The organism is Microbispora bryophytorum (assembly GCF_043197435.1).
Classification (GTDB): Bacteria; Actinomycetota; Actinomycetes; order Streptosporangiales; family Streptosporangiaceae; genus Microbispora; species Microbispora bryophytorum.
The window spans coordinates 275,648-296,259 of the sequence record NZ_JBICTF010000003.1; the positions used below are offsets into that span (position 1 = coordinate 275,648).

Below are 20,612 nucleotides of genomic sequence, written 5' to 3' on the forward strand. Positions count from 1 at the left end.
GGTGACGTTCCGGGCGACGTTCCCGGCGACGCGGCGTACCGCGTCCGGCGCTTGTTCGACGGCGACGACATCACCCCAGCGTGCGGGGGCCGTCTTGGACATTCCTAGCGCGTCTCTAGGATCCCTTGGGAACGTCCCGCCGCACCCCGGCCCGGCAGGCGCAAGAGAACACCAAGCCCCGGCTGCGACAACTGTCACCGTCACAGCAAACGACATCCGAAGGACGGACATGCACAGCACCATCCAAGACGCGCTGCGGGGACAGGTCACCGGCCGGGTCCTGGTTCCGGGACAGGACGGGTTCGAGGAGGAGGCCGCCGGGTTCAACCTCGCCGTGCGCCACCGGCCAGCCGTGATCGTCGCGGCGCGGGACGCCGGCGACGTCGCCGCGGCCGTACGGCTCGCCGCCGCGCACGGGCTGCCCGTGGCCGTACAGTCGACCGGCCACGGCGCCGTGCAGGCGGCCGACGGCGCGGTCCTGATCAGCACCCGCGCGATGCGGGAGGTCGTGGTGGACCTCTCCGCCCGCACCGCCACGATCGCGGCCGGCTGCACGTGGGGCGAGGTCATCGCCGCCGCGGTGCCGTACGGCCTGGCCCCGCTGTGCGGCTCGGCGACCGGCGTGGGCGTGGCCGGCTTCACGCTCGGCGGCGGCATCGGGCCGATCGCCCGGACCTTCGGGTTCGCGGCCGACCACGTGCGGGAGCTCACCGTCGTCACCGGCGACGGCGTGGTGCGCACCGCCGACGCGGTCCGCGAGCCCGACCTGTTCTGGGCGCTGCGCGGCGGCAAGGCCGGGTTCGGCGTCGTCACCTCGATCACCCTGGACCTGCTGCCGCTCACCGGCCTGTACGGCGGCGGCCTGTTCTACGCGGCCGAGGACGCCGGGCGGGTCCTGCACGCCTACCGCGACTGGGCCGGCACGCTGCCGGAGACCACCACCACCTCGATCGCGCTGCTGCGCCTGCCCCCGCTGCCCGAGCTGCCGCCGCAGCTCAGCGGCAGGTTCGTCGTCCACCTGCGGGTCGCCCACGTGGGGGACGGGCAGGAGGCCGAGGCGCTGCTGGCCCCTATACGGGCCGTGGCCGAGCCGGTGCTCGACGCCGTCGAGCCCCTGCCGTACGCGGCGATCGACTCCATCCACCAGGACCCGACCCAGCCCATGCCGGTCGCGGAGCGGGGCGCGCTGCTGCGCGAGCTGACGGCGGAGACCGTGGAGGCGCTGCTCGCGGTCGCCGGCCCGGCCGCGCAGATTCCGCTGGCCGTGGTCGAGCTCCGTCAGCTCGGCGGCGCGCTCGCCCGTCAGCCCCGGGAGCCCAACGCCGTGGGCGGGCGCGAGGCCGCCTTCACGCTGCTCGCCATCGGCGCGCCGGTGCCCGAGCTGATGGACACGGCCGTCCCCGCGGCCGTGCGGGCCGTGATCGAGGCCCTCGCGCCCTGGTCGACCGGCGGCGCGCTGATCAACTTCCAGGGCGGCGCTCTGGCCCCCGAGCAGATCTCCCGGGCCTGGCCGGAGGAGACACTGCGGCGGCTGGCGAAGCTGCGCGAGGTCTACGACCCGGCGAACCTGTTCCGCTTCGGCCACGTGGTTCCCCGCCAGGGCTGAGCACGGCGGTCTTCTCGGCGCGGCCGCCGCTGCGGCCATGGGCCGTACGCCACGTCCCCGGGGGTGGCGTACGGCCGGGAGTGATTTCAGGCGAGATGCTCGGCGAGCCGGTCGAAGAACTGGAGCCAGCCCGCCTTCGCGGCCTCGGCGTGCGCCGGGTCGGTGTTGTAGCCCTCCTGCGTGAAGCTCATCTCCGTACGGTCCCCGGGGTCGGTGAGCGTGACGGTCGCGACCGAGGCCACGGCGCCCTCCTGGTTGTCCGGGTCGCCGGTGGTGAACACCAGGCGCTCGGGCGCCGAGATCTCCCGGTAGACGCCCCCGAGGGGGGCCTTGGCGCCCTCCGGCGACACGAGGCACGCGCTCCACGCGCCGCCGGGCCGCAGGTCCATGGTGATCAGCGAGACCGGGGTGGTGAAGCCGTGCGGGCCGAACCACTCACTGAAGCGCTCCGGCTCGGTCCACGCCGCGAAGACGGCCTCGCGGGAGGCGTCCAGGACGCGGGTGATCGTGTATTCGAGGTCAGGGGTGTTCGTCATCGTCGTGTCCTTCGTGGTCAGGAGTCCGGAGGTGCGTTCTGGAGGGTCAGGGGAACAGCCGGGAGAGCCAGGACCGCCAGGCGGCCTCGACGTGCTCCTGGTCGGCGTCCTCGGCGAAGACGTGGTGCCCGAGGACCACCACGTTCCCCCGCTTCGGACCGGAGTGGATGAACCGGTAGAGCCCGTCGGCGGTCCGCAGGCCGAGGAAGGCCGGGAATCCGGTGTAGTCGACCACCCCTTCCTCAGGCGGCAGCCCGTCCACGGCGAGCCGTACGGGGTCGCCCAGCCGGACCGTGTCCGGCAGGCCCAGCGCGTCCTTGATCGCCGCCCAGGCCGGCGCGCTCTCGGCCGCCTGGGGGCGTACGGCGGACACGACCGTGGCCGGGCGCCCGCGGAAGTACGTGAGGTACTGCACGAGCTTGTGCAGGTACATGTCCCAGCCGACGCCCATCGCCTCGAACTCGGTCTCCCAGCCGTCGCCGAGGAAGCCGTGCTGGACCAGGCGCAGGACGGTGCTGCCGTGGTCGCGTCCCTCGATGAGGTACTCCATCGCCATGAACGTGCCGTCGGGGTTGCCGTCGCCGCGGAACGCGAACCGCTTGCCGGGCTCGTACCCGGTCACGGTGGTGCCCTCGCTGTTGCCGAACATGGTGAACCGGCCGCGGCCGCCCTCGGCGGGCTCGATCTCGGTGCGTCCCATGAACCAGGAGTCCACCCCCGGGCCGGTGGCGATCGCCTCCCATACCTGCTCGGGGGTCGCGTCCAGCTCGACTTCCTTGCGCAGTTCGAACTCGTGGGGCACGCCTCAGCGCTCCTCGGTGTCGGCCGTCCGGGGGACGGCGGGATGGACGGCGACGACCAGGCGGTGATCGCGCCCGCCTTCGGCCGAATCGTCGTGGTATTTACTCACGAGCGCGGCCACGGCGGCCGACAACTCCTCGGCGAACGCGGCCCGGTCGGCGGCCGTGGCGAAGCGCACCCGGCCGTCGATGGCGAACGTCGCGAGCTTCCTGCGTGCCTGGGACGCTCCGACGATCAGCGTGCCCACGTCGCGTACGAGCTGGGCGGCGAGCGCCAGCAGCCACCGCGCCGACAGCCGGTCGGGTGCGCGTGACGGATCGGGTGCGACCGACGCCAGCGCGGCAGGGGAGATCACGAACGACGCCGCCGTCGCCCGCATGACCCGCTCGTTGACGTTGCCCTTGCGGCGCTCCTCGACCAGCTCCACGAGGCCGTGCCGCTCCAGGGTCTTGAGATGGTAGTTGACCTTCTGCCTCGGCAGCCCCACCTTGGCCGCCAGCATGGTCGCCGAGTTGGGCTCCGTCAGCTCGGCGAGCAACCGCGCCCGCATGGGATCCAGGGAGGCCTCCGCCGCCGCCGGGTCCTCGATCACCGCCACGTCCTTCATGCCTCAAGGATGGCCCCCGACAAACAATTTTGTCAAGGCAAAGAGAGATGTCGGTGGACGTCGGCGCCGGAGTGCCAAGTCGCCCTTATCTACTCATTACGCCTATAACGTTGTGCGACGGATCTGTAACGCGATGTAATCACATCGGCGATGGGCCGGACCTACTGGCTCCGAAGGAGTGAATATGACGTTCACGGCTATGAACCCCACGTCGATGGCGACCACGCTGGGGTACGGCGCTCAGCACCAGATCTCGCCCCTGCAGCAGCTCGGTCAGCAGATCCCGGCGATGCAGCAGCTCGGCCAGCAGATCCCGGCGATGCACCAGCTCCATCAGCAGATTCCCGGGATGCAGCAGCAGCTGTCGCCGCTGGCGATGCTCCAGCAGGAGGAGCAGGTCCTCCCGCAGGAGCACCTGGTGAGCCCGGTGACCTTCTGGACCAAGGTCGCGCGGTACAGCGTGCGTTACGGCGCTCCCGCGGCCCGCCAGATGCTGGAGGGTGTGCTCTACCAGCACCAGGTCCGCGAGCAGATCCAGCAGCAGGTTCAGCAGCAGGTGCTTCCGCCCCAGATTCTGCAGGCCCTGCAGGCCATCCAGGCCCAGGCCCAGCAGATCCCGCAGGTTTACGGCCAGCCGTACGCCGCCCAGGCGTACGCGCAGCACCCCGGCCAGCAGGCCCTTCAGCTCGGCGCCCTGTCCGCCCAGGGGGCGTACGGGCAGCAGGTCCCGATGACCATGCAGCCGCTGTCGCAGGTCTACGGCGGCCAGGGCTACGGCCAGGGCTACGGCCAGGGTTACGGCCAGCCGTACGGCCAGCTGCACCAGCAGGCCGCTCAGCAGGTCCCGGTGCCGGCCGGTGCCGCGTTCTGATCGGAGGAACACCGTGGAGTCGATGGGTCCGGGGATGAGTCCGGTGACGCCCCCGGCCGTGGGAGTCGTGACGGGGCATCCGTCGCCGGTCGCGCCGCTGCAGGCGCACTGCGCCGTGACGCTCCAGCGGCTGTACGGCTGGCTGCAGGCGTCACTCCCGCAGGCGCCCCAGGTCGCGGGCATCATCCCGCTGCTGGTGCAGGCGGTACAGCTGTACCGGGCCGGGCGGTACGACACGTGCCTGGCGCAGATCCAGTTCGCGCTCGGCGCCGTCGCCCCCGGACGGCCCACGGTTCCACTGCTGTGACGTGATCACCTCGGGGGCCCGGACCTGTCGGCGGCCGGTCCGGGCCCCCGCCGTCCCGAGACCGGCGAAATGTGATGACAGAGCCTGAACTGCCCGCCGCGCCGTACGCGGCGCGGCGGGCCACACCAGCCTGAGTTGGGGAGAGTCGGAGACGTTGTGACCAATAACGACAAGCCCAAGGACGGAAGCGAGGAGCCGCGCCCGGCGTCCCCGCGGGGGCGGCAGGCGTCCCGCCAGGCGCCGCAGCCGGTGGAGTCCCGGCCGCGGCGCTACATGGTGGCCGCACTGCCCCAGCCGCATCCGGCGACGCCGGGAGCGGCCGTGCCGGCTCTCGACGGCGACACGGTGCGCAGGCTGCTGGAGGACGACCCCGAGGTGCGCGTGCTGCGCCGCCTGCGGGATGCGGCGGGGAACCCGGGGGCTCAGGCACCCGGGTTTCCCGCTGTGGTCGTGGCGGAGATGACCGTCGAGCACGTCGAGGCACTGCGGCGGCAGTATCCGCAGCTCTACTTCGAGCGCGATCGGCTGCTCACCTACAGCGACGTGCCGCAGCCGCCACGCAGGCGGCGGCCGGCACTGGCGGTGGTGCCGCCGGGCGTGGAGAGCACGTTCGCCTTCCTGATCAGGGACGCGGACGGCACGCCGCTGCCCGGCGCGAGCGTCCTGGTGACCGGGCACGGCTGGCCCGCCCAGGCGTCCACCGGGACCGACGGCCGCGCAGTGGTCACGATGGTGGGGGAGACCCCGGAGTCGATCACCGGGGTGACGGTCCGGCCGCGCTCCGGCTACTGGAGCGTGCACGTCGACCGTCCCGCCCTGTCCACGACCCGGGACAACCTGCTTGAGCCGATGCGCCTGTCGGAGACCTTCGCCGGTTTCCCCGGCAAGCAGGTCTTCGGGTGGGGCCAGCAGGCGATGAACCTCGACCGCCTGCCGCCCACGCTGCGCGGCGCGGGGGTCAAGATCGCCATCATCGACTCCGGGGCCGACGTGCGGCACCCCGACCTGCGTGACCGCGTCCGCGCCGGCGTCGACCTCGTCGACGGCGCGCCGGACGGCTGGTCGATCGACGCCGCCTACCACGGCTCCCACTGCGCGGCCGTCGTCTCGGGCGCCGACGACGGCCGCGGCGTCGTCGGCTTCGCGGTCGAGGCCGAGGTGCACGCCTGCAAGATCTTCCCGGACGGGCGGTTCAGCGACCTCATCCAGGCGCTCGATTACTGCATCGAGCAGCAGATCGACGTCGTCAATCTGAGCCTGGCGAGCAGGCACCAATCTTCGCTCGTCGCCGCGAAGATCGAGCAGGCGCGCGAGGCGGGGGTGGCGTGCGTGGTGGCCGCCGGCAACGACGGGGGGCCGGTCGGCTTCCCCGGAATCCTGCCCGGCGTGCTGACCGTCGCGGCCGTCGGCAAGGCCGACGCGTTCCCGCCCGGCACCACCCACGAGACCGAGATCCGCGGGCCGATGACCGGCGACGGCTACTTCTCGCCGCGCTTCACCTGCCACGGCCCCGAGATCGACGTGTGCGCCCCGGGCGTGGCCGTCCTGTCGGCCGTCCCTTCGGACGGGTACGCCGTTCTGGACGGCACATCCATGGCCGCGCCGCACGTCGCCGGCCTCGCGGCCCTGGTGCTCGCCCACCACGGCGACTTCCAGGGCCCCTTCAGCGGACGGGACTCGCGGCGGGTCGATCACCTCTTCCACATCATCAGATCGAGTTGCGTCCCGCTGAACCTCGGCGACCTCCACCGCACCGGCGCGGGGATGCCGAACGCGCTGCGCGCTCTCGCGCCCGCCCTCGCGCAGATCACGCCCGAGCCGGTCGAGGCCGACACGCTGCTCGGGCAGCTCACCGCCGAGATGACCGGCGCGGGACTGCTCGCGTGCGCGGACTGGGGGCAGGGCGGCGACTCCGGGCACATGGGCCAGGGCGGCCAGGCGGACCCCGGGGCGCAGTCCGGAATGCCGCCGCACCCCGGCATGGCCACGCAGGCGGCCTGCAGCGCGGGCGCGACGGCCAACGGGCCGGTGCCCGGCGGTCTTGTCACCGGCGGCCCGCGCGGGCGCGCCACGGCGACCGGGGGCGGCGTCCCGCCGGCCGACCAGCGCGCAGCGCCCGGCGGCGCGGGGACACGGGGCAAGCGAGGCGGAACGGCCGCGGCCCAGCCGTACGCCAACGGGCCCGGCAGGGGCCGGACACCCGCCGCCGGGGGCCGGACGCCCGGCGGCGCGGCGGGTGACGTCCCGGCGGGTCCCCGGGCGGCGAACGGCACGCCGATGGCCGCGACCGGCCCGGGCGGAGTGGAGCAGGCCGCCATGGCCTGGCTGGCGGAGGAGATGCGGGCCGCGGGGCTCCTCGGCGATGACCCGGCCGACCCCATGGAATGAGGACACCGGTGGAATGAGCGCGCTCCGTGGGATGAGCGCGCCTACGGAATGACGACACCGGTGGGACGAGTACGCCGGTGAGCCGAGGCTGTGATGCGCGGATCCCCGGGGGCTCGGGCGAGCCCCCGGGGTGCCGGTCCAGTTGCCAGGCACGTTCGCCGTGTCGCAGGCGGTCGCCGAGGTCCTCGCAGGCGAGGGCTGCACCGATGCGGCGCCGCCGGCCCGGCTTGGTTGTCAGGCCCGGCTTGGTCGTCAGGCCCGGCTCGGTTGTCGGGCCCGGCTGCGCGGCCGGGCCCGGCTCCGGCGCTCCGGCCTTCGGCGCGCCCACGCTGCCGCCGGCATCGCGGCCATCGCGGCCATTGAACGGGCCGGGGTCTCAGTACGACTCGTAGGTCGGACCCGCGAACTGGGCCACGTCCTCCGCGCCGTCCCCGATGAGTTTGGCCCCCAGGTCGGCGAGGGCCCGTCCGGCCGCCAGTTCGTCGCCGATCTCGGGCACGGGCCGGTCGGACGGGTTGCGGCGGGCTCGGCCGACGCTCTCGTGGCGTTGTCCCCCGGGCGTATAGAGCACGGCGGTCGCGGTGGTGACGTCGTCGTTGTCGTCCTCGTTCACGAAGATCTCGACGGTCCAGCGCTTCGATTCCATGTCGGACCACCTCCAGGACTCCAGCATCCCTCTCGACCGCGCGGGCCCGGCACCGGCCCCGGCTCCCGCTCTGACTCCGACTCCGACTCCGGCCCCGGGCGAGGACCTACGACTCTGGAGGGCCGCGGCCGCCGGTGATGACATGGAGATGGAGGGTCCAGATCGGAAAGGCGAGTGAGGAGGAAGGAGCGCCCATGCCCGGCCCCATCGTCGCCGGCCCCGTCGTTACCGGCCCCATCGTCGTCGGGACCGACGGCTCGCCCGCCGCCACGGCCGCCGTGCGGTGGGCCGCGGACGACGCCGCCCGCCGCGGCTGCCCGCTGCGCTTCGTCTCCGTCGTGGACCACTGGGCGTACGGCATCCCGAAGTTTCCCGTCTCGGGTGGCGACCCGCTCACCGCGCACGCCGAGCGGGCGCTGTCCGCCGCGGAGGCGGTGGCCCGCGAGCGGCAGCCGGACGTGGAGATCAGTACGGAGATCATCGAGGGCATTCCCTCCCGCGTCCTGCGTGACAAGGCCAAGGAGGCCGTCGAGATCGTGCTCGGCAGCAGGGGATTCGGCGGTTTCGCCGGCCTCGTCATCGGATCGGTCAGCACCCACGTCGCGGGGCAGGCCCGCTGCCCGGTCGTCGTCGTACGGCCCGGCTGGACGGGCGAGAGGGGGGAGATCGTCGTGGGCGTGGACGACTCGTCCGAATGCGAGCCCGCCCTGGCGTACGCATTCGAGCAGGCCAGGGCGCACGGCGACCCGCTGCGAGCCGTGCACGCCTGGCACCTGCCCGCCTATCCGCTCGCGCCCGAGATCACCTACGACGTGGAGGAGGTGCGCGAGGCGCGTCAGCGTGTGACGCGGGAGAAGCTGTCGGACCCGTGGCGGCGGTATCCCGAGGTGCCGGTGCGTTCGGAGATCGCCTACGGGCATCCGGTCGACGCGCTCGTCCAGGCGTCACGCGCGTCCGGCCTGCTCGTGGTCGGCTCCCACGGCAGGGGCGCGGTGGGCTCGGCGATGCTCGGTTCGGTCAGCCGGGGAGTGCTGCACCACGCCGAATGCCCGGTCGCCGTCGTGCGGTCCCCGTCGGCGCCCTGAAGCGGCCCTGTTGCTGTGCGGCCGGTTCTGTGCGGTCCTATTCCGCTGAGCGGCCTGCCTTGTGCGGCCTGCCCTGTGCGGCCTGCCTTGTGCGGCCTGCCCCTGTCCTGTGCGGGCGGGCCTGTTGCTGTGCGGCCGGCAGCTCTGTGCCAACGAGCTCGGGCCCGTCCGCGCGGCGTGGACGGGCCCGGCGCAGGCGTGCTTCAGCTCTGCTGCTGCCCGCCTTCCGTCTTCTCGATCGGGATTCGCCTGCGCTCCTCCTGCTCCTCGGCGAGGCGCACGCTCACTTCGAGGAGTCCCTTGGCATAGGTCGCCTTCACGTCGTTCTCGTCCGCGTTCGGCGGCAGTACGACCGACCGGGTGAATGCTCCGTACCGGAACTCGGTGCGGTGCGCCTGCCGCTCCTCGTGGCGCCGCTCGGCGTGGATGGTCAGCACGCCGTTCGACACGCTGATGTCCACGTCCTTGTCCGGGTCGATTCCGGGCAGTTCGGCGCGCAGCACGTACCGGCCGTCCTTCACGTAGTCCTCAAGCCGCATCTGCTGCCCGGCCATCGGCCGGAGCGCGGCCATCGGCGCCTCCAGCAGGTCGAAAAGGTCGGGAACGAGGCCTCTGGACTCCCGTCGCATCGGAAGGCTCATGCCTGTCACCTCCGTCCAGCAAGACTTATCAGGGAAGAAATACCCGACAGGAATCGGACAAATCGCCACGATTGGGCTGTTGTCCGGCCTGTGATGCAGAATGGTGATCATGTCTGCTCACCGCGACGATGGAGGGACCGGCGATCGGCGCACGCGTTCGTCAGCGGCGCGGCGCGGGCGACGGGTTCGAGGAGTGGCCAGGCGAGGCCGGGCGTGCGATGGCGTGCTTCCCCGGCGGGGAACGTGGACGGGTGCGGGCGGTGCGGCATGACGCGACCGGCCCGCGGTGAAAGGAGCGCGTGATGAGGTTCGTACGCGAAGGCGAGATCAAGGCCACCAAGCCGGGACCGGACAGGTTCAGCGACGGCGTGTGGGAGGCGGAGGCACTGGCGGAGGTGGAGCCGGACGGCCTGCGCGCCCACCGTTTCTCCTACGACCCGCAGGCCCGCTCGGGCTGGCACACCCACGACGGGGAGCAGGCGCTGCACGTGCTGTCGGGGCGCGGGGTGGTGACCCGCTGGGGCGAGACCCGGGGCACGCTGATCGGGCCGGGCGACTGGGTCCACGTGCAGCCCGGCGAGAAGCACTGGCACGGCGCCGTCGCCGACGACACGCTGGTGCACATCGCCGTCACGGCGAGCGGCAAGACGCACTGGCACGCGCCGGTGACCGACGAGGAATACCGCGCCGGCCTGGGCTGAGCGGCGGCTCGGAGCGCTCCGTCCCGCCGCGCGTACGCCGGTCCGCCGGCCCGCCGACCTGCTGACGCGTCCCGCCTGACCCGTATCGACTGACGCGTTCCGACCGACATGTCCCGGCGAGGTCAGCCGGTGACGATGACGAGGCCGGCCCGGGAGCGCACGTCATGGCGGGCGTAGTACCGCTCCTCCTGCTCGGCCCAGCGCCGCCAGTGAGGCGCGTACAGCTCGCCGTCGCGCGCGAGCGCCCGCGCACGGCGGACCTCCTCGCCGGCCTCCAGCCACACCAGCCCGCTGAGGTACGGCTCCGCCTCGCGGGCGCCACAGCCCACGCCCTCGACCACGACGGCGTCCGCCCCGGCGATCTCGTGCCATTCGGCGTACCGGCCACGCGTCCAGTCGTAGCGCCGCCAGCGTGCCCGGTCCCCGCGGCCCAGGGGACGCAGCACCCACGCCAGCAGGGCGTCCACCCCGGCCTGCAGGCCGTCCCAGCCGTCGTACAGGTCGTCCATGCGGACGACCGGCGCGGCGATCTCCGCGGCCACGGCGGCGGCCAGCGTCGACTTGCCCGCACCCGAGCGTCCCTCGACGGCCAGGACGCGGATGCCGGCCGCACGGGCGGGCCGGGTGCGCAGCCAGCGCGCGACGGCGGCGGGATCCGGGGTCACGCCCGCCGAGCCTAACGGAGCGGTGGCCGGGTCTGACCGAGCGGTGGCCGGGCCTGACGGAGCGGTGGCCGGGTCTGACGGAGCGGCGGTCGGGTCTGACCGAGCGGCGGGCCAGGAGGTCACGGAGCGGCCCGGGGAACCGGCGGTTCCCCGGGCCGATCGTTGCAGCCCCTGCCCGGCCCGCTACACGCCGGCACGGGTGGGGCGGCGGATGTCGCTGCTCTGCTCCTGCCACTCGGGGGTCTCTCGCCCCTTCTCCTCGGCCATCTCCTCCATGCGCAGGGCGATCCCCGTCGCGAAGAACGTCGGCGCCCACTCGCCGACGAACAGCGCCCAGCGGTCGGCGCGTTCGATGCCGGCCGCCTCGTACTTGTTCGAGATGATCCACGAGACGATCGACATGCCGATCGACGCCACTGCGGCGCTGTACATCACGTTGGAGCGCAGTCCCATCTTGTGGAGTGTGCTGATCATACGTGTCCCCCTTGTGGTGATTTGCCCCGATTTCGGGCGTACCCGGCCTGTCCTTCTGTAACCCGGCCGTGCCTCGACACCGTGCGATACTCGCGACCGCGCATGCGGCGGGGGCGGTGGGGTAGCCGTCCAGTCGGACCAGGAGGAAAGCATGGAAGTTCTGGGCATCGACATCGGCGGTTCCGGGATCAAGGGCGCCACGGTGGACACGGCCTCCGGCGTGCTCACCCGGGAACGCCTGCGCATCCCGACGCCCCGGCCCGCCGTGCCGGGGGCCGTCGCCCAGGCCGTACGCGAGATCGCGGAGCACTTCTCCTGGACCGGTCCGATGGGCGTCACCTTCCCCGGAGTGGTTCTCGACGGGGTCATCAGGACGGCGGCCAACGTGGACAAGTCGTGGATCGGGGTGAAGGGCGCCGACCTGTTCGGCGAGCAGGCGGTCGTGCTCAACGACGCGGACGCGGCCGGCGTCGCCGAGATGACGTTCGGCGCGGGCCGGGGCCGGCGCGGGGTCGTGCTCATGCTGACCTTCGGCACCGGCATCGGCAGTGCGCTCTTCGTGGACGGCAGGCTGGTGCCCAACACCGAGTTCGGCCACATCGAGATCCGCGGCAAGGAGGCCGAGCACCGCGCCTCCGACCGGGTGCGCGAGGTGGAGGACCTGAGCTGGGACAAGTGGGCCCGGCGCGTCGAGGAGTATCTCGGGCACATGCGCGACCTGCTGTCGCCCACCCTGATCGTCGTCGGCGGTGGCGTGAGCAAGAAGGCCGACAGGTTCCTGCCGTACGTCGACCTCCGGGACACACCGGTGGTGCCTGCGGTGCTCAGGAACGAGGCCGGGATCATCGGCGCGGCGATGGCGGCCGCGGGGGCCGCGCACGTCTCCTGAGCGATAGAAGTCCCTTATTCCTACCTGGACAGCGGGGAATTGCGCTGCCATGATGACCTCATGAGTTCCTCGGGGAGGTTGACCCAGCGCCGGCACATCGACCTGCTGCGCGTCTGTGCCGCCGCCTGTTGACGACCGCGGTCACCGCCGTCCGGTACGCCACGAGGCAAGGAGAGGGCATGTCCCGTCAGAACGTGATCGACTTTGTGGAGCGCAGGCGCGAGCAGGGCCATGAGCCCCCCGACCTCGGGCAGGGGTCCGTGCTCGGCGTGATGCCGGTGCCGGAGACCGGCGCCGTGCTGATGATCGTGGGCTATCTGGTGCCCGCCGGGGTCGCGGCGGACGCGCCGGAGCCGCCGCCCGCCGCGGTGCAGAGGCGGGCGGCCCCCGGCGAGGACGAGCTGGTTTTGGACCGGGCCGCGCGGGTGGCCCGGGCCGACGGCGAGGAGATCGAGCTGACCTTCCGCGAGTTCGAGCTGCTCGACTACCTCAGCTCGGCCCCCGGCCGGGTCTACAACCGCCGCCAGCTCATGGCCGCCGTCTGGGACCGGTACGACGACGAGGGCGGCCGCACGGTCGACGTGCACGTCCTGCGGCTGCGCCGCAAGCTGGGCCGGCACGCGGGCCGGATCGTGACCGTGCGCAACGTGGGGTACAAGTATCAGCCGTCGCGACGCCGCTGACACCGCCCGGAAAGGGCCGCCGGAAAACGGCTGGCAGATCGGTGGGGGGTGTTGCCTATCCTTGAGCATGGAATGAACACGCTCGCCGATCTCCAGGCCCGCCTCCCCGACCTGATGCTGCGCGACCAGCGCAGGCTGCGCCGCCGTCTCGACGGCATGCGCCGGGTCCGCGACCGCGCCGCCCGCCAGTCCGTCGTCCAGGAGATCGCGGGGGACGTGGAGGCCGCGGAACGCCGCGTGGCCGCGCGCCGCGCGGCCCTCCCCGTCCTCAGCTACCCTCCCGAGCTGCCGGTCAGCCGGCACAAGGACGACCTGCTCACAGCGATCAGGGACCATCAGGTCGTGATCGTGGCCGGTGAGACCGGCTCGGGGAAGACCACCCAGATCCCCAAGATCTGCCTGGAGCTCGGCCGGGGGGTCCACGGGCTCGTCGGCCACACCCAGCCGCGCCGCATCGCCGCCCGCACGGTCGCCGAGCGCATCGCCGAGGAGCTGTCGATCGAGCTGGGGGAGGCGGTCGGCTACAAGGTCCGCTTCACCGACCACTCCAGCGACGGGACGCTGGTCAAACTGATGACCGACGGCATCCTGCTCGCCGAGATGCAGACCGACCCGCTGCTGCTGCAGTACGACACGCTGATCATCGACGAGGCGCACGAGCGCAGCCTCAACATCGACTTCATCCTCGGCTATCTCAAGCAGCTCCTCCCCAAACGGCCCGATCTCAAGGTGGTCATCACCTCCGCGACCATCGACCCCGAGCGGTTCGCCCGGCACTTCGCCCGACCGGGCGGAGAGCCGGCGCCCGTGGTCGAGGTGTCCGGACGCACCTATCCCGTGGAGGTGCGCTACCGCCCGGTCGACGAGGACGACGACCAGACCCAGGCCATCGTCGACGCCGTGGACGAGCTGTGCGCGCAGGGGCCGGGCGACATCCTGGTCTTCCTCAGCGGCGAGCGGGAGATCCGCGACACCGCCGACGCGCTCAAGGGCCGCCCCGAGGAGGTCCTCCCGCTGTACGCGCGGCTGTCCGCCGCCGAGCAGCACCGGGTCTTCCAGTCCCACCGGGGCCGGCGGATCGTGCTGGCCACCAACGTCGCCGAGACCTCGCTGACCGTTCCCGGCATCAAGTACGTGGTCGATCCGGGCACGGCGCGGATCTCCCGCTACAGCCACCGGCTGAAGGTCCAGCGGCTGCCGATCGAGCCGATCTCCCAGGCGTCGGCCAACCAGCGCAAGGGCCGCTGCGGCCGTACGTCGGACGGCGTGTGCATCCGGCTCTACTCCGAGGAGGACTTCCTCTCCCGGCCGGAGTTCACCGACCCCGAGATCCTCCGTACGAACCTGGCGAGCGTCATCCTGCAGATGACCTCGCTGGGCCTGGGGGACATCGCGGCGTTCCCGTTCGTGGAGCCGCCGGACAGCCGTCAGGTCAGGGACGGGGTCAACCTGCTGCTTGAGCTCGGCGCCCTCGCGGACAAGGCCGCGGGCCGGGAGGCGGGGAAGGGAACGCAGCTCACGCCGTTCGGGCGCAAGCTGGCCCAGCTTCCGGTCGACCCCCGCCTGGCCCGGATGGTGCTGGAGGCGGACAAGAACGGCTGCGCCCGCGAGGTGATGATCATCGCGGCCGCGCTGTCGATCCAGGACCCGCGCGAGCGGCCGGCCGACAAGCAGCAGGCGGCCGACGAGAAGCACCGCCGCTTCGCCGACAAGGAATCGGACTTCCTGACCTACCTCAACCTCTGGAACCACCTCCGCGACAGGCAGAAGGAGCTGTCGTCGAGCGCGTTCCGGCGGCTGTGCAAGGCCGAACACCTCAACTACCTGCGGGTGCGCGAGTGGCAGGACATCGACAGCCAGCTCCGCCAGGTGGCCAAGACGCTGGGCATCGTGCCCAACAGCGTGCCCGCCGACCCCCAGCGGATCCACCAGTCGCTGCTGGCCGGACTGCTGTCGCACATCGGGGTCAAGGACGTCGTCGAGAAGCGCAGGCAGGACGGCCGCAGGCCGATCACGGAGTACATCGGCGCCCGCAACGCCCGCTTCGCGATCTTCCCCGGCTCGGCCCTGGCCAAGGCGCAGCCGCAGTGGGTGATGTCGGCCGAGCTGGTGGAGACCTCCCGGCTCTGGGCCCGGGTCAACGCCAAGATCGAGCCCGGCTGGATCGAGCCCCTCGCGCAGCACGTGGTCAAGCGCACCTACAGCGAGCCGCACTGGGAGAAGGACCAGGCCGCCGTCGTCGCGCTGGAGAAGGTCACGCTGTACGGCGTGCCGATCGTGACCGAGCGGAAGGTCAACTACGGCCGCATCGACCCCGAGCTGAGCCGGGAGCTGTTCATCAGGCACGCGCTGGTCGACGGCGACTGGCGCACCCACCACAGGTTCTTCCACGAGAACCGCAAGCTGCTCGGCGAGGTCGAGCAGTTGGAGGAGAAGGCCCGCCGCCGTGACATCCTCGTGGACGACGAGACGCTGGTCGACTTCTACGAGCAGCGGATCCCGGCCGACGTGGTCTCGGGCAGACACTTCGACAGCTGGTGGAAGAAGGCGTCGCGGGAGACGCCCGACCTGCTGACGTTCTCGCCGGAGATGCTGGTCAACGACAGCGCCGGGGTCAGCGCCGGGGACTACCCCGACGCCTGGCGGCAGAACGGCCAGCGGATGCGGCTGACCTACCGCTTCGAGCCCGGCGCGGTGGAGACCGGCGAGGCCGACGGCGTGACCGTCCACATCCCGCTCGGCGTGCTCAACCAGGTCGACCCGACCGGCTTCGACTGGCAGATCCCCGGCCTGCGCGAGGACCTCGTCACCGCGCTCATCCGGTCGCTGCCGAAGAACCTGCGCCGCAACTTCGTGCCCGCCCCCAACTACGCCAAGGCCGTGCTGGAACGCGTACGGCCCGGCGGCGAGCCGATCCTGGAGGCGCTGGAGCGCGAGCTGCGGGCGCTGACCGGGGTGGAGGTGCCGCGGGACGCGTGGGCCCTCGACCAGCTCCCCGCCCACCTGCGGATCACCTACCGGGTGATCGACGACCGCAAGCGCACGGTGGACGAGGACAAGGACCTGGAGGCGCTCAAGCGGCGGCTCGCGCCGAAGCTGCGCGCCACGCTGTCGAAGGCCGCCGACGACCTCGAACGCGACGACCTGCACAGCTGGACGATCGGCACGCTGCCGAAGGTGTTCGAGCAGGGCAGGATGCGGGCCTACCCGGCCCTGGTGGACGAGGGCGCGAGCGTCGCGGTCCGGATGTTCGAGACCGAGCGCGAGCGCGACAGGGCCATGTGGGCGGGCACCAGGAGGCTGCTGCTGCTCAACGTGGTCAACCCCGCCAAGGCCATCCTGCGGACCCTGACGACCGCGCAGAAGCTAGCGCTCAGCCGCAGCCCGCACGGCGGGGCCGCCGCCCTGTTCGACGACTGCACGGCGTGCGCCGCCGACACACTGATGGCGGCCGCGGGCGGGCCCGTCTGGGACGAGGCCGGGTTCGAGCGGCTACGCGACCATGTGCGCGCCTCGCTGTTCGAGACGACCGAGGAGGTCGTCTCGCGGGTGGAGCGCGTCCTGGCGGCCTGGCACGCCGCGCAGAGCCGGCTCGGCGCGCTGGGCGGCGGCGTGGCCGATCTCAGGGCCGACATCGCCGACCAGCTCGACGGGCTGGTGCACGACGGGTTCGTGACCGAGACGGGCTACGACCGGCTGCCGGACATGCACCGTTACCTGCGGGCGGTCGAGCGCCGGCTCGACAAGCTCCCGGACGACCCCCTCCGCGACCGCGAGTGGATGCACCGTGTGCACGACGTCGAGGACGAGTACCGTGACCTGCTCGACCGGCTCAAGCCCGAAGAGCGGGACGCCCCTGCCGTACGGGACATCCGGTGGATGATCGAGGAGTTGCGGGTGAGCTTCTTCGCCCAGCAGCTCGGCACGCCCACCCCGGTCTCCGAAAAGCGCATCCGCAAAGCCCTCCACAACCTCCCCACCCCCCACCCCTCGTGATCTTGTAGTTTGTCGCAGTCATGCCCTCTGAGCTGCTATTCATTGCTCCGTGATCATGCACCTATGCGCGTCCCACCGCGCCTCCCAGGCGGGATGCGAGTCGTGATCTTGCATTTGCAAGATCACGACTCGCATTCTGCCTGGTCATGTGTGGCGGCCGGTCTCTTCCTGCAAGATCACGATATGTATCGGCGCAGGTCGCGGCACCTGTCTGCAACCTATTCCAAGATCACGCGGAGGGGGTGGGGGTTAGTGGCCGAGGGCGGCGCCGATCAGCGCGCGGGGGTCGGCCGCCCCGGCGAGCACGCCCGACGGGAGCAGATCGATCAGGTGGGCGTGGCCGAAGCCGGAGCCCCACTCCACCGTCTCGGCGGCGTGCCCGCGCTCGCGCAGGCCGTCCGCCCACGGCGCGCCCTCCTCGACCTCGACGACCGGGGCGGACCGCCAGGTGTCGAAGCCGGTGCCACTGCCGAGCACCCAGCGCGGCGCGGCGATCGTCTCGCCGGGCGTCTGGCCGTGCGCGAGCAGACGGGTGACCAGTTGCAGCAGGATCTGCGGCTGCGCGTCGCCGCCCATCGTGCCGATGACCGTGCGCAGCGTCCCGTCCGGACGGGTGACCAGCGCCGGGCACAGCGTGTGGGGCGGACGGCGGCCCGGACCGTACTCCGCGGGGTGGCCGGGTGTGAGTGAGAAGCCGATGCCGCGGTTGTGCAGGTTGATCCCGGTGCTGGGTTCGAAGAGCAGGCTGCCGAAGCCCGACGCGTTCGACTGGATGAGCGAGACGCCCATGCCGTCCCCGTCGACCACGCACAGGTACGTCGTGTCGCCCGGCCCGGCGGGAGCCTCGGGCAGGGGGGAGCGCCGCTCGGGGTCGATCAGCGCGCGGCGGGCGGCGGCCGTGCCGAGCGGCGCGACGGCGGCCTCGTGGAGGACGTCGAGCCGGTCGTGCCCGGCCGCCCTGGCCGACTCCACCAGCAGGTGGGCCCAGCGCGGGTCGGCCGGGTCGGCGGGCGGTCCGAGCTCGGCGAGGATCTCCAGGGCCAGCAGGAGCAGGTAGCCCTGGGAGTTCGGGGGAACGGTCCAGACGCGGTGCCCGAACACCTCGGCGCTCAGCGGCTCCACCCAGTCGGCGTTCGGCCGGGCCAGGTCTTCCTCGGTGTACTCGCCGCCGCCCAGCTCCAGCAGGCCCTTGCCGAACTCGCCCTGGTAGAACGCCGCCCGGCCGCCCTCGCCGAGCGCGGTGAGAGCCCTGGCGACGCCGGGTCTGCGGATCACGTCCCCGGCCCGGCGGACGGTCGCGAAGTCCCCGGCTCCGGGCAGCGAGCCGATGAACTCCCCGCCCGGGGCGAGCAGCGGCGAGGCGGGGAAGCCCTCCGCCGCGAGGCGGATCGCGGGGGCCAGCAGGTCGGCGAGCGGCAGACGGCCGTACCGCTCGTGCAGCGCCAGCCACCCGTCGGCGCAGCCGGGCACCGGGACCGAGCGGATGTCGTACAGGTGGGGCATCCGGTCGAGGCCCTCCGCCCGCAGCCGGCCGGGATCGGCGCCCGAGCCCGCCCGCCCCGAGGCGTTCAGCGCGCTCACGGTTCCGTCGTGGACGAGGGCGAACAAGTCGCCGCCGAGACCGCACATGTGCGGCGCGGTGACCGCCAGCACCGCGTTCGCGGCGATGGCCGCGTCCACCGCGTTGCCGCCTTTGTCGAGCAGGGCGACGCCTGCCGCCGAGGCCAGATGATCGACCGTGCATACCATGCCGTTCAGGGCATACCGAGTCTCGCTCACGTTCGGCGATGTTACGGCACACCATAGAGTGGCTGCCGTAAACAGGATGAAAGGGAGATGCGGTCATGGTCCGGGCGCTCGTGTTCGACGTGGGGGAGACGCTCATCGACGAGACCCGGATCTGGTGCCGGTGGGCCGGCCGGCTGGGCGTGCCGCCTCTGACATTCATGGGGGTGCTCGGCGGCATGGCTGCGCTCGACCGGAGCCATCAGGAGGCGTTCGAGCTGATCAGGCCGGGGATCGACCTCGACGCCGAGATCGCGGCGTGGCGGCGCGAGGATCCGGACGGGCTGCGCGAGAACTTCGACGCCGACGACCTCTACCCGGACGTGCGGCCGAGTCTCGCGGCCCTGCGGGAGGCCGGTTACGACGTGGTCGTGGCGGGTAACCAGCCGCCCCAGGCGTACGACGCGCTGGTCGCGATGGACCTGCCGGTGGACGGGATCCACACATCGGCGGGATGGGGAGTGGAGAAGCCCGATCCCGCGTTCTTCGCCAAGGTCGCGGCGGTCTGCGGCCATGAGCCGGGGGAGATCCTCTACGTCGGCGACCGCCTCGACAACGACGTCCTGCCGGCCGCGCGCGCCGGGATGCGGACGGTCCTGCTGCGCCGGGGGCCCTGGGGCTACCTGCACGCCGAGCGCCCCGACGCCGCACGTGCCGACCTCGTCGCCGACGGCCTGGCCGACCTCGTCCGCCTGGTTCCGGCACTCGGCTGATCAGGGGCGCAGCCGGCGGGCGAGGAGTTCGCGCAGCGCGCCGGAAGGCGAGGCGCGCCGCGTACCTCGCCGCACCCCAGGCCGGGCCGGACGCCCCTCCGTCATCACTGATGAACGCCATGTCCGAGCCCGGCTCGATCACGATGATGGCCTTCTGCAACCCGGCCGAGCAGCTCACGCCCGGTCTGCCCAACACCGCGCGCTGGCGGGCCGCCGAGATCCCCGCCTCCAACGGGCACGCCACCGCCAGGGCCCTCGCCACGCTGTACGGCAGGCTGGTGTCCGGTGCGATCGTCGGCCCTGACGTGCTCGGCCGGGCCGTCGCGCCCCGGAGCGAGGGACGCGACGAGGTTCTGCGGGCGCAGACGAGGTTCGCGCTCGGCTACATGCTGCCCTGCGAGATCCGGCCGTTCGCGCCGAACCCGCGGGCCTTCGGGCACAGCGGCTCGGGTGGGGCGCTCGCCTTCGCCGACCCGGACGCGGGGGTCGCCCTGGCCTACACGCCGAGCCGCCTGATCGTCAGCGCGGCCGGCCCGGACCCGAGGTGGCAGCCCATGGTCGCGGCGCTGTACGCCTGCCTCTGACGGGTCCACCGGGCCCACGGCCGGCCGCTCCGCGCGTGCGCTCAGCCCTGCGCCTGCTTCTTCTGCCTGACGGCGGAGATCAGCTCGTCCTTGCTCATTCCCGACGCGCCCTCGACGCCCAGCTCCCTGGCCTGGTGCAACAGCTCGTCCTTCGTCCGCGAGCGCGGCTTGATCGGGGCGGCGAGCACCTCGGCCTTCCGCTTGCTGAAGGCCTTGCCGAGCTGCACCCGCTCCTCGAAGGGGACGGCCTTCTCCAGGACCGGGAGGATGTCGGTCTCCTCCTCCTCGACGTGGTGCGTCACCGCATCGATCAGCTCGTGCAGCACCGTGTCGAACTCGGGACTCTCCGGGTCGGTCCCCAGGAGCTGGGAGATCATCTCCTCGGCCTCGTGGTGCTCCTCCGTGCCGTGGTGGACCTCCCCCTTCTCCTCGGGCCGCCGCTTGGCGAGCACGGGGTAGACCTCGTCCTCCTCGCCCTCGCTGTGGGCGATGAACTTCGCCGCCAGCTCCGCGAGCAGGGCCGGCCGGTTCTCCGGCATCTTCTGGAGCCGCTCGAACAACGACTCCACGTCGCGGTGATCTTCCTTGATCAGGCTGATGACGTCGGTAGCCATGGGTTCCTCTCCTGTGCGTT

General features: G+C 72.3%; 20 protein-coding genes. 11 read left to right on the forward strand and 9 right to left on the reverse strand.

The annotated features are described in order from the left end of the window. Positions 1–229 precede the first annotated feature (229 nt). Positions 230–1,606 carry an FAD-binding oxidoreductase gene (locus ACGFIB_RS10670; protein WP_393370497.1) on the forward strand — a complete coding sequence of 459 codons (1,377 nt, stop codon included), beginning with the start codon at positions 230–232 and terminating at the stop codon, positions 1,604–1,606. 86 nt (positions 1,607–1,692) lie between these two features. Here the strand turns inward: ACGFIB_RS10670 and ACGFIB_RS10675 are convergent, their stop codons facing one another. From ACGFIB_RS10675 to ACGFIB_RS10685, 3 genes are read right to left on the reverse strand one after another with little or no spacing between them, the layout of a single operon-like run. After that, complete coding sequence (locus ACGFIB_RS10675) at positions 1,693–2,142, reverse strand: SRPBCC family protein (protein ID WP_393370500.1); 450 nt, start codon at positions 2,140–2,142, stop codon at positions 1,693–1,695. 46 nt (positions 2,143–2,188) lie between these two features. Then, positions 2,189–2,944: an SRPBCC family protein gene (locus ACGFIB_RS10680; RefSeq protein ID WP_357242197.1), complete on the reverse strand. Its 756-nt coding sequence runs from the start codon at positions 2,942–2,944 to the stop codon at positions 2,189–2,191. A gap of 3 nt (positions 2,945–2,947) precedes the next feature. Continuing rightward, on the reverse strand, positions 2,948–3,550 hold the full coding sequence (locus ACGFIB_RS10685) for an ArsR/SmtB family transcription factor (protein ID WP_189105014.1): 603 nt from the start codon (positions 3,548–3,550) through the stop codon (positions 2,948–2,950). Between the two features lie 184 nt (positions 3,551–3,734). Here ACGFIB_RS10685 and ACGFIB_RS10690 point away from each other — a divergent pair, with 184 nt between their 5' ends. From ACGFIB_RS10690 to ACGFIB_RS10700, 3 genes are all read left to right on the forward strand, one after another. Continuing rightward, on the forward strand, positions 3,735–4,421 hold the full coding sequence (locus ACGFIB_RS10690; protein ID WP_393370504.1) for a hypothetical protein: 687 nt from the start codon (positions 3,735–3,737) through the stop codon (positions 4,419–4,421). A gap of 43 nt (positions 4,422–4,464) precedes the next feature. Next, on the forward strand, positions 4,465–4,728 hold the full coding sequence (locus tag ACGFIB_RS10695) for a hypothetical protein (RefSeq protein WP_142571845.1): 264 nt from the start codon (positions 4,465–4,467) through the stop codon (positions 4,726–4,728). A 156-nt stretch (positions 4,729–4,884) separates the two neighbouring features. Further along, entirely contained in the window at positions 4,885–7,116 is a 2,232-nt protein-coding gene (locus ACGFIB_RS10700) for a S8 family serine peptidase (protein ID WP_393370507.1), read from the forward strand. 376 nt (positions 7,117–7,492) lie between these two features. On the opposite strand, the gene ACGFIB_RS10705 is transcribed toward ACGFIB_RS10700, so the two are convergent. Beyond that, entirely contained in the window at positions 7,493–7,762 is a 270-nt protein-coding gene (locus ACGFIB_RS10705) for a DUF1876 domain-containing protein (protein ID WP_142571843.1), read from the reverse strand. Between the two features lie 194 nt (positions 7,763–7,956). On the opposite strand from ACGFIB_RS10705, the gene ACGFIB_RS10710 reads away from it, so the two are divergent. Further along, entirely contained in the window at positions 7,957–8,847 is an 891-nt protein-coding gene (locus ACGFIB_RS10710) for a universal stress protein (protein WP_393370510.1), read from the forward strand. Between the two features lie 203 nt (positions 8,848–9,050). On the opposite strand, the gene ACGFIB_RS10715 is transcribed toward ACGFIB_RS10710, so the two are convergent. Next, the gene (locus ACGFIB_RS10715; protein WP_357021362.1) at positions 9,051–9,488 is read right to left on the reverse strand and encodes an Hsp20/alpha crystallin family protein; all 438 of its coding nucleotides are present in this window, start codon (positions 9,486–9,488) and stop codon (positions 9,051–9,053) included. Positions 9,489–9,790: 302 nt separating this feature from the next. Here ACGFIB_RS10715 and ACGFIB_RS10720 point away from each other — a divergent pair, with 302 nt between their 5' ends. Further along, complete coding sequence (locus ACGFIB_RS10720; RefSeq protein ID WP_142571840.1) at positions 9,791–10,189, forward strand: cupin domain-containing protein; 399 nt, start codon at positions 9,791–9,793, stop codon at positions 10,187–10,189. Positions 10,190–10,311: 122 nt separating this feature from the next. Here ACGFIB_RS10720 and ACGFIB_RS10725 read toward each other — a convergent pair whose 3' ends face one another. Together ACGFIB_RS10725 and ACGFIB_RS10730 are read right to left on the reverse strand one after the other, a co-directional pair. Further along, a complete protein-coding gene (locus ACGFIB_RS10725; protein ID WP_393370514.1) occupies positions 10,312–10,854 on the reverse strand; it encodes a nucleoside/nucleotide kinase family protein in 543 nt (180 codons plus the stop codon). Positions 10,855–11,037: 183 nt separating this feature from the next. Next, the gene (locus ACGFIB_RS10730) at positions 11,038–11,328 is read right to left on the reverse strand and encodes a hypothetical protein (protein WP_142571838.1); all 291 of its coding nucleotides are present in this window, start codon (positions 11,326–11,328) and stop codon (positions 11,038–11,040) included. A 151-nt stretch (positions 11,329–11,479) separates the two neighbouring features. Between ACGFIB_RS10730 and ppgK the strand changes: the two genes are divergently transcribed. The 3 genes from ppgK to hrpA all read left to right on the forward strand — a co-directional run bounded on the left by ppgK (position 11,480) and on the right by hrpA (position 16,896). After that, positions 11,480–12,217 (forward strand): polyphosphate--glucose phosphotransferase, encoded by a 738-nt coding sequence (gene ppgK / locus ACGFIB_RS10735; RefSeq protein WP_393370517.1) that lies wholly within the window; start codon positions 11,480–11,482, stop codon positions 12,215–12,217. 179 nt (positions 12,218–12,396) lie between these two features. Next, positions 12,397–12,900 (forward strand): winged helix-turn-helix domain-containing protein, encoded by a 504-nt coding sequence (locus ACGFIB_RS10740; RefSeq protein WP_142571836.1) that lies wholly within the window; start codon positions 12,397–12,399, stop codon positions 12,898–12,900. Positions 12,901–12,972: 72 nt separating this feature from the next. Beyond that, positions 12,973–16,896: an ATP-dependent RNA helicase HrpA gene (gene hrpA, locus ACGFIB_RS10745; RefSeq protein WP_393370520.1), complete on the forward strand. Its 3,924-nt coding sequence runs from the start codon at positions 12,973–12,975 to the stop codon at positions 16,894–16,896. Between the two features lie 249 nt (positions 16,897–17,145). On the opposite strand, the gene ACGFIB_RS10750 is transcribed toward hrpA, so the two are convergent. Beyond that, complete coding sequence (locus tag ACGFIB_RS10750; protein WP_357242229.1) at positions 17,146–18,675, reverse strand: gamma-glutamyltransferase family protein; 1,530 nt, start codon at positions 18,673–18,675, stop codon at positions 17,146–17,148. Positions 18,676–18,740: 65 nt separating this feature from the next. On the opposite strand from ACGFIB_RS10750, the gene ACGFIB_RS10755 reads away from it, so the two are divergent. Both ACGFIB_RS10755 and ACGFIB_RS10760 read left to right on the forward strand, forming a co-directional pair. Beyond that, positions 18,741–19,394 (forward strand): HAD family hydrolase, encoded by a 654-nt coding sequence (locus ACGFIB_RS10755; protein WP_357242232.1) that lies wholly within the window; start codon positions 18,741–18,743, stop codon positions 19,392–19,394. Further along, positions 19,295–19,978: a serine hydrolase domain-containing protein gene (locus ACGFIB_RS10760; RefSeq protein WP_393371460.1), complete on the forward strand. Its 684-nt coding sequence runs from the start codon at positions 19,295–19,297 to the stop codon at positions 19,976–19,978. The genes ACGFIB_RS10755 and ACGFIB_RS10760 overlap by 100 nt, the downstream gene beginning before the upstream one ends. Positions 19,979–20,019: 41 nt before the next feature. On the opposite strand, the gene ACGFIB_RS10765 is transcribed toward ACGFIB_RS10760, so the two are convergent. After that, complete coding sequence (locus ACGFIB_RS10765) at positions 20,020–20,592, reverse strand: hemerythrin domain-containing protein (RefSeq protein ID WP_142571831.1); 573 nt, start codon at positions 20,590–20,592, stop codon at positions 20,020–20,022. Between the last annotated feature and the right edge of the window lie 20 nt (positions 20,593–20,612).

Bases quoted from the DNA above. Each gene is read 5' to 3' on its own strand.
- ACGFIB_RS10720 (WP_142571840.1), top strand. From the start codon at position 9,791: ATGAGGTTCGTACGCGAAGGCGAGATCAAGGCCACCAAGCCGGGACCG.
- ACGFIB_RS10690 (WP_393370504.1), top strand. From the start codon at position 3,735: ATGACGTTCACGGCTATGAACCCCACGTCGATGGCGACCACGCTGGGG.
- ppgK (WP_393370517.1), top strand. From the start codon at position 11,480: ATGGAAGTTCTGGGCATCGACATCGGCGGTTCCGGGATCAAGGGCGCC.
- ACGFIB_RS10705 (WP_142571843.1), bottom strand. From the start codon at position 7,762: ATGGAATCGAAGCGCTGGACCGTCGAGATCTTCGTGAACGAGGACGAC.
- ACGFIB_RS10765 (WP_142571831.1), bottom strand. From the start codon at position 20,592: ATGGCTACCGACGTCATCAGCCTGATCAAGGAAGATCACCGCGACGTG.
- ACGFIB_RS10755 (WP_357242232.1), top strand. From the start codon at position 18,741: ATGGTCCGGGCGCTCGTGTTCGACGTGGGGGAGACGCTCATCGACGAG.
- ACGFIB_RS10710 (WP_393370510.1), top strand. From the start codon at position 7,957: ATGCCCGGCCCCATCGTCGCCGGCCCCGTCGTTACCGGCCCCATCGTC.
- ACGFIB_RS10685 (WP_189105014.1), bottom strand. From the start codon at position 3,550: ATGAAGGACGTGGCGGTGATCGAGGACCCGGCGGCGGCGGAGGCCTCC.
- ACGFIB_RS10715 (WP_357021362.1), bottom strand. From the start codon at position 9,488: ATGAGCCTTCCGATGCGACGGGAGTCCAGAGGCCTCGTTCCCGACCTT.
- ACGFIB_RS10730 (WP_142571838.1), bottom strand. From the start codon at position 11,328: ATGATCAGCACACTCCACAAGATGGGACTGCGCTCCAACGTGATGTAC.
- ACGFIB_RS10670 (WP_393370497.1), top strand. From the start codon at position 230: ATGCACAGCACCATCCAAGACGCGCTGCGGGGACAGGTCACCGGCCGG.
- ACGFIB_RS10675 (WP_393370500.1), bottom strand. From the start codon at position 2,142: ATGACGAACACCCCTGACCTCGAATACACGATCACCCGCGTCCTGGAC.
- ACGFIB_RS10740 (WP_142571836.1), top strand. From the start codon at position 12,397: ATGTCCCGTCAGAACGTGATCGACTTTGTGGAGCGCAGGCGCGAGCAG.
- hrpA (WP_393370520.1), top strand. From the start codon at position 12,973: ATGAACACGCTCGCCGATCTCCAGGCCCGCCTCCCCGACCTGATGCTG.